Annotated in this window: 4 protein-coding genes and 1 rRNA gene; 3 read left to right on the top strand and 2 right to left on the bottom strand. The window is 69.8% G+C overall.

Annotation, left to right across the window (positions count from 1 at the left end):
* Positions 1-39 precede the first annotated feature (39 nt).
* Positions 40-156: ribosomal RNA gene (gene rrf, locus ACFV6I_RS35510) — 5S ribosomal RNA — on the top strand.
* Between the two features lie 96 nt (positions 157-252).
* On the opposite strand, the gene ACFV6I_RS35505 is transcribed toward rrf, so the two are convergent.
* Together ACFV6I_RS35505 and ACFV6I_RS35500 are read right to left on the bottom strand one after the other, a co-directional pair.
* A complete protein-coding gene (locus ACFV6I_RS35505) occupies positions 253-705 on the bottom strand; it encodes a GNAT family N-acetyltransferase (RefSeq protein WP_380430019.1) in 453 nt (150 codons plus the stop codon).
* A 90-nt stretch (positions 706-795) separates the two neighbouring features.
* Positions 796-1,587, bottom strand: a complete 792-nt coding sequence (locus tag ACFV6I_RS35500) for a VOC family protein (protein ID WP_063349390.1) — start codon at positions 1,585-1,587, stop codon at positions 796-798.
* 221 nt (positions 1,588-1,808) lie between these two features.
* Between ACFV6I_RS35500 and ACFV6I_RS35495 the strand changes: the two genes are divergently transcribed.
* Both ACFV6I_RS35495 and ACFV6I_RS35490 read left to right on the top strand, forming a co-directional pair.
* A complete protein-coding gene (locus ACFV6I_RS35495; RefSeq protein ID WP_063349391.1) occupies positions 1,809-4,043 on the top strand; it encodes an ATP-dependent RecD-like DNA helicase in 2,235 nt (744 codons plus the stop codon).
* Between the two features lie 225 nt (positions 4,044-4,268).
* Positions 4,269-5,558 (top strand): citrate synthase, encoded by a 1,290-nt coding sequence (locus ACFV6I_RS35490; RefSeq protein ID WP_063349392.1) that lies wholly within the window; start codon positions 4,269-4,271, stop codon positions 5,556-5,558.
* Positions 5,559-5,682: the final 124 nt, after the last annotated feature.

Genomic DNA, 5,682 nt, shown 5'->3' with positions numbered 1-5,682 from the left:
TTGGCTACGGGGTTGGTGCGGTTGACAGTTTCATAGTGTTTCGGTGGTCATAGCGTGAGGGAAACGCCCGGTTACATTCCGAACCCGGAAGCTAAGCCTTACAGCGCCGATGGTACTGCAGGGGGGACCCTGTGGGAGAGTAGGACGCCGCCGAACAATCATTCACAGAGAACCCCCATCCGGGAAACCGGATGGGGGTTCTTTGCGTTTCCGGGGCTTTGGGACTTCAAGGTCTCAGAGCTGGGGAAGGTCTCAGAGCTGGAGTTTGAATCCGATGTGCGACGGGACGAAGCCGAGCTTCTCGTAGAAGCGGTGGGCGTCGGTGCGGGTCGCGTCGGAGGTGAGCTGGACGAGGTCGGCACCGAGTTCGCGGGAGCGCTCGATCGCCCACTGGATCAGTTCGGTGCCGAGGCCGCTGCCCCGCTCGTCGGCGTGGATGCGGACGGCCTCGATGACGGTCCGGGTGGAGCCCTTCCGGGAGAGGCCGGGGATCACGGTCAGCTGCAGGGTGCCGACGGTCCGGCCGGCGCGCTCGGCGGCGACCAGGTGCTGGTGCGGGTCGCCGTCGACGCGGGCGAAGGCGGCACGGTACGGCGTGAGGTCGTCGGGGCTCTCGCGGGTGGCACCCAGGGCGTCGTCGGCGAGCAGGGCCACTATCGCCGGCAGGTCCTTCGCGGTGGCCCTGCGGATCGTCAGGTCAGTCATGATCAGAGGATAGGCGCGGCCTGTTTCCCGTACCCCCGCCGCCGCTGCCCGCAGAGCCCCCTCAGGCCCCTTCTCGGGGGTGATCTGCCGTCACTCCCCGGGCTTGGCACTGGTGATGACGGCGAAGACGGCGCCGTGCGGGTCGTGGAACTGGGCGAGGCGGCCTACGCCGTGGACGTCCATGGCGGGGATCCGCACGGTGGCCCCGAGCTTGTCGGCGATGGCGAGGCTGGCGTCCACGTTGGGGACCTCGAAGTAGGGGAGCCAGTGCGAGGTGGTGCCGCGGGCGGTCTGTTCGGGGCCGAGCTGCATGATGCCGCCGTGGGCGTCGTCGCTGCCGGCGCCGGCGGGGGTGAGGACGGTGTAGGAGGTGCCTTCGAGCGGCACGTCCTGTTCCTGCCAGCTGAAGACGGTCCGGTAGAAGGTCTTGGCGCGTTCGGCGTCGACGCTGTAGCACTCGGCCCAGCAGAGGCTGCCCTCCTCGTTGACGACCTCCAGGCCGCGGGTGTCGTGTGGCTGCCAGACGGCGAACTCGGCGCCGGTCGGGTCGGTGTAGCCGGCCATCCGGCCCGCGGTGAAGACGTCGAAGGGGGTGAACCGGACGTGCCCGCCGGCCTGTTCGACGAGTTCGGTGGTGCGGTCGGCGTCGAGGGTGGCGAAGTACAGCGTCCAGGCGGGCAGGGAGCCCTCCTCGGCGAGCGGGCCGAGGGCGGCGACCGTCCGGCCGTCGAGCTGGAAGAAGCCGTACCCGCCGGCTTCGGGGCCGGCCGGGTCGAAGGTCCAGCCGAACAGGGCGGTGTAGAAGTCGACGGACGCCCGGGTGTCGGGACTGCCCAGGTCGAGCCAGTCGGGGGAGCCGGGGCGGAAGGCGGTGTTGAGCATGGGCACTGCTCCTCGGACGGGGCCCGGACGGGCGCGATCGTGCCCCCCTGCCCGTCCCAGCCTGGCACCTCGGCGGGGGCGCTGCACGGCGGGGCGCTGCATGGCAGGGGCCCGGGGGCGCTCCTGCCGTGGGGGCGGTCGGGCGCGGGTGCGGGCTTGTCGTGGCCGGGCGGTACGGTGCGTAACGAAAGGTCCACCCGTACTGGTCGAAGGGGGTCCCGGTGGCCAGGCAGGCGCAGTCGGGGCAGGAGGCGCCGCGCCAGCTCGCGCAGGTCGAGGGCGTGCTGGAGCGGATCACGTACGCCAACGAGGACACCGGTTACACGGTGGCCCGGGTGGACACCGGCCGGGGCGGGAACGACCTGCTGACGGTGGTGGGCGCGCTGCTGGGAGCCCAGGTGGGGGAGTCGCTGCGGCTGCACGGGCGGTGGGGCTCGCATCCGCAGTACGGGCGGCAGTTCACGGTGGAGAACTACACGACGGTGCTGCCGGCGACGGTGCAGGGCATCCAGCGGTACCTGGGTTCGGGGCTGATCAAGGGGATCGGGCCGCGGTTCGCCGAGCGGATCGTGGAGCGCTTCGGGGTGGACACCCTGGAGGTGATCGAGCACGAGCCGGGCCGGCTGATCGAGGTGCCGGGGCTGGGGCCGAAGCGGACGAAGAAGATCGCGGCGGCCTGGGAGGAGCAGAAGGCCATCAAGGAGGTGATGGTCTTCCTCCAGGGGGTCGGGGTGTCGACCTCGCTCGCGGTGCGGATCTACAAGCAGTACGGGGACGCCTCGATCGGGGTGGTGAGGAACGAGCCGTACCGGCTGGCGTCGGACGTGTGGGGGATCGGCTTCCTGACGGCGGACCGGATCGCCCAGGCGGTGGGGATCCCGCACGACAGCCCGGAGCGGGTGAAGGCGGGGCTGCAGTACGCGCTGTCGCAGAGCAGCGACCAGGGGCACTGCTACCTGCCGGAGGAGCGGCTGATCGCGGACGGCGTGAAGCTGCTGCAGGTGGACGTGGGCCTGGTGATCGACTGCCTGGCGGAGCTGGTCGCGGCGGAGGGGGTGGTGCGGGAGTCGGTGCCGGGGGAGGCGGGCGAGGCGATCACCGCGGTGTACCTGGTGCCGTTCCACCGGGCGGAGATCTCGCTGGCCAACCAGCTGCTGCGGTTGCTGCGTTCGGATTCCGACCGGATGCCGTGGTTCGGCGGGGTGGACTGGCCGGTGGCGTTGGAGTGGCTGGCCAAGCGTACCGGGGCCGATCTCGCGCCGGAGCAGGAGCAGGCGGTGCGGCTGGCGCTGACCGAGCGGGTCGCGGTGCTGACGGGTGGTCCGGGCTGCGGCAAGTCGTTCACGGTGAAGTCGATCGTGACGCTGGCGCTGGCCAAGCGGGCGAAGGTGGTGCTGGCGGCGCCGACCGGGCGGGCGGCGAAGCGGCTGGCGGAGCTGACCGGGGCGGAGGCCTCGACGGTGCACCGGCTGCTGGAGCTGAAACCGGGCGGGGACGCCGCGTACGACCGGGACCGGCCGCTGGACGCCGATCTGGTGGTGGTGGACGAGGCCTCGATGCTGGATCTGATCCTGGCGAACAAGCTGGTCAAGGCGGTGCCGCCGGGGGCGCACCTGCTGTTCGTGGGGGACGTGGACCAGCTGCCGTCGGTGGGCGCCGGCGAGGTGCTACGGGATCTGCTGGCGGAGGGCGGCCCGATCCCGTCGGTGCGGCTGACCAGGATCTTCCGGCAGGCCCAGCAGTCGGGGGTGGTGACGAACGCGCACCGGATCAACGAGGGGCGGCCGCCGCTGACGGACGGTCTGCCGGACTTCTTCCTGTTCGCGGAGGACGACGCGGAGTTGGCGGCCGGTCTGACGGTGGACGTGGTGGCGCGGCGGATCCCGCAGCGGTTCGGCTTCGACCCGCGGCGGGACGTCCAGGTGCTGGCGCCGATGCACCGGGGTCCGGCCGGGGCGGGGAACCTGAACACGCTGCTCCAGGGGGCGGTGACGCCGGCCCGGGAGGGGCTGGCGGAGCGGCGGTTCGGCGGGCGCACGTTCCGGGTGGGGGACAAGGTCACGCAGGTGCGCAACAACTACGACAAGGGGCGCAACGGGGTCTTCAACGGCACAGTGGGAGTGGTGACCGCCCTCAGCGTGGACGACCAGCGGTTGACGGTGCTCACCGACGAGGACGAGGAGGTGCCGTACGACTTCGACGAACTGGACGAGCTGGCCCACGCGTACGCGGTCACGATCCACCGCTCACAGGGGAGCGAGTACCCAGTGGTGGTGATTCCGGTCACCATGTCCGCTTGGACGATGCTCCAGCGAAACCTGCTCTACACCGCTGTGACCAGGGCAAGGAAACTGGTGGTACTGGTGGGGTCACGGAAGGCGATCGCCCAGGCCGTGCGGACCGTCAGTGCAGGTCGACGGCATGCGGCGCTCGATCATCGACTGGCAACTGGATGATTATCCAACAGGATGGTTGCCTCTAATGTTCTCTTGACGTGAAGAGATTTACGGCAGAGCCTAGGGTGGTGCCGATCTTGTCCGGTTCGTACCGGCTGCGGCAGCAGGTTTTGTAGGGGCGGGCCCTTTCGGGCCACCCCGGGTGCGCGGCTGTCCTCCAGATGGGGGATGGTAGAGACAGTCAGGGCACCTTGGAAGAGGATTCATTTCGTCGGTGAGGAAGACGTGAGCGACAACTCGGTAGTACTGCGGTACCAGGACGGCGAGTACGAGTACCCCGTCGTCGAGAGCACTGCGGGCAACGCCGGCTTCGACATCTCGAAGCTGCTCCCGCAGACCGGCCTGGTCACCCTGGACAACGGCTTCGGTAACACCGCCGCGTACAAGTCCGCGATCACCTTCGTGGACGGTGACAACGGCATCCTGCGGTACCGCGGCTACCCGATCGAGCAGCTCGCAGGGCAGGGCGGCTTCATCGAGACCGCGTACCTCCTGATCAACGGTGAGCTGCCCAACGCGGACCAGCTGGCCGAGTTCAACCGCGAGATCACCCAGCACACCCTGCTGCACGAGGACGTCAAGCGCTTCTTCCAGGGCTTCCCGCGGGACGCCCACCCGATGGCCATGCTGTCCTCGGTGGTCGGCGCGCTCTCCACGTTCTACCCGGAGAGCCACAACCCGTTCGACGCCGGCCAGCGCCACCTGTCGACCGTCCGTCTGCTCGCCAAGCTGCCGACGATCGCCGCCTACGCGTACAAGAAGGCGATGGGCCAGCCCTTCGTCTACCCGCGCAACGACCTGAGCTACGTCGAGAACCTCCTGCGGATGACCTTCGCCGTCCCCGCCGAGGACTACGAGCTCAACCCGGTGATCGTCAACGCCCTGGACAAGCTGCTCATCCTGCACGCGGACCACGAGCAGAACTGCTCGACCTCCACCGTGCGCCTGGTCGGCTCCAGCCACGCCAACCTGTTCGCCTCGATCTCGGCGGGCATCTCGGCGCTCTGGGGCCCGCTGCACGGCGGCGCCAACCAGGCCGTGCTGGAGATGCTGGAGAGCATCCAGAAGGACGGCGGCGACGTCGACGCGTTCATCACGAAGGTGAAGAACAAGGAAGCCGGCGTCAAGCTGATGGGCTTCGGCCACCGCGTCTACAAGGCCTTCGACCCGCGCGCCGCGCAGGTCAAGCTGCTCGCGCACGAGGTCCTCGGCCAGCTCGGCAAGAACGACGAGCTGCTGAACATCGCGCTCAAGCTGGAGGAGCACGCCCTCAAGGACGACTTCTTCATCTCGCGCAAGCTCTACCCGAACGTGGACTTCTACACCGGCCTGATCTACCGCGCCATGGGCTTCCCGACCAGCATGTTCACCGTGCTGTTCGCCCTCGGCCGGCTGCCGGGCTGGATCGCCCACTGGCACGAGATGATCAACGACCCGACCAGCCGGATCGGCCGTCCGCGCCAGATCTACACCGGCGTCGAGATCCGCGACTACGTCGCCCTCGGCGACCGCTGACGCTGCACCCGGAAGGGGCCGGGCGCCCCGTGGGGGGCCGGGCCGTCCGCCGCCCCCGGGGGGGGGGGCCGGGGGGGGGCCCCGCGGGGGGGGGACCCGACGGCGCCCCCCAACGGGGCCGGGG

The organism is Kitasatospora sp. NPDC059803 (genome assembly GCF_042732255.1).
GTDB lineage: Bacteria > Actinomycetota > Actinomycetes > Streptomycetales > Streptomycetaceae > Kitasatospora.
This window is presented reverse-complemented; position numbering and strand designations above follow the sequence as displayed.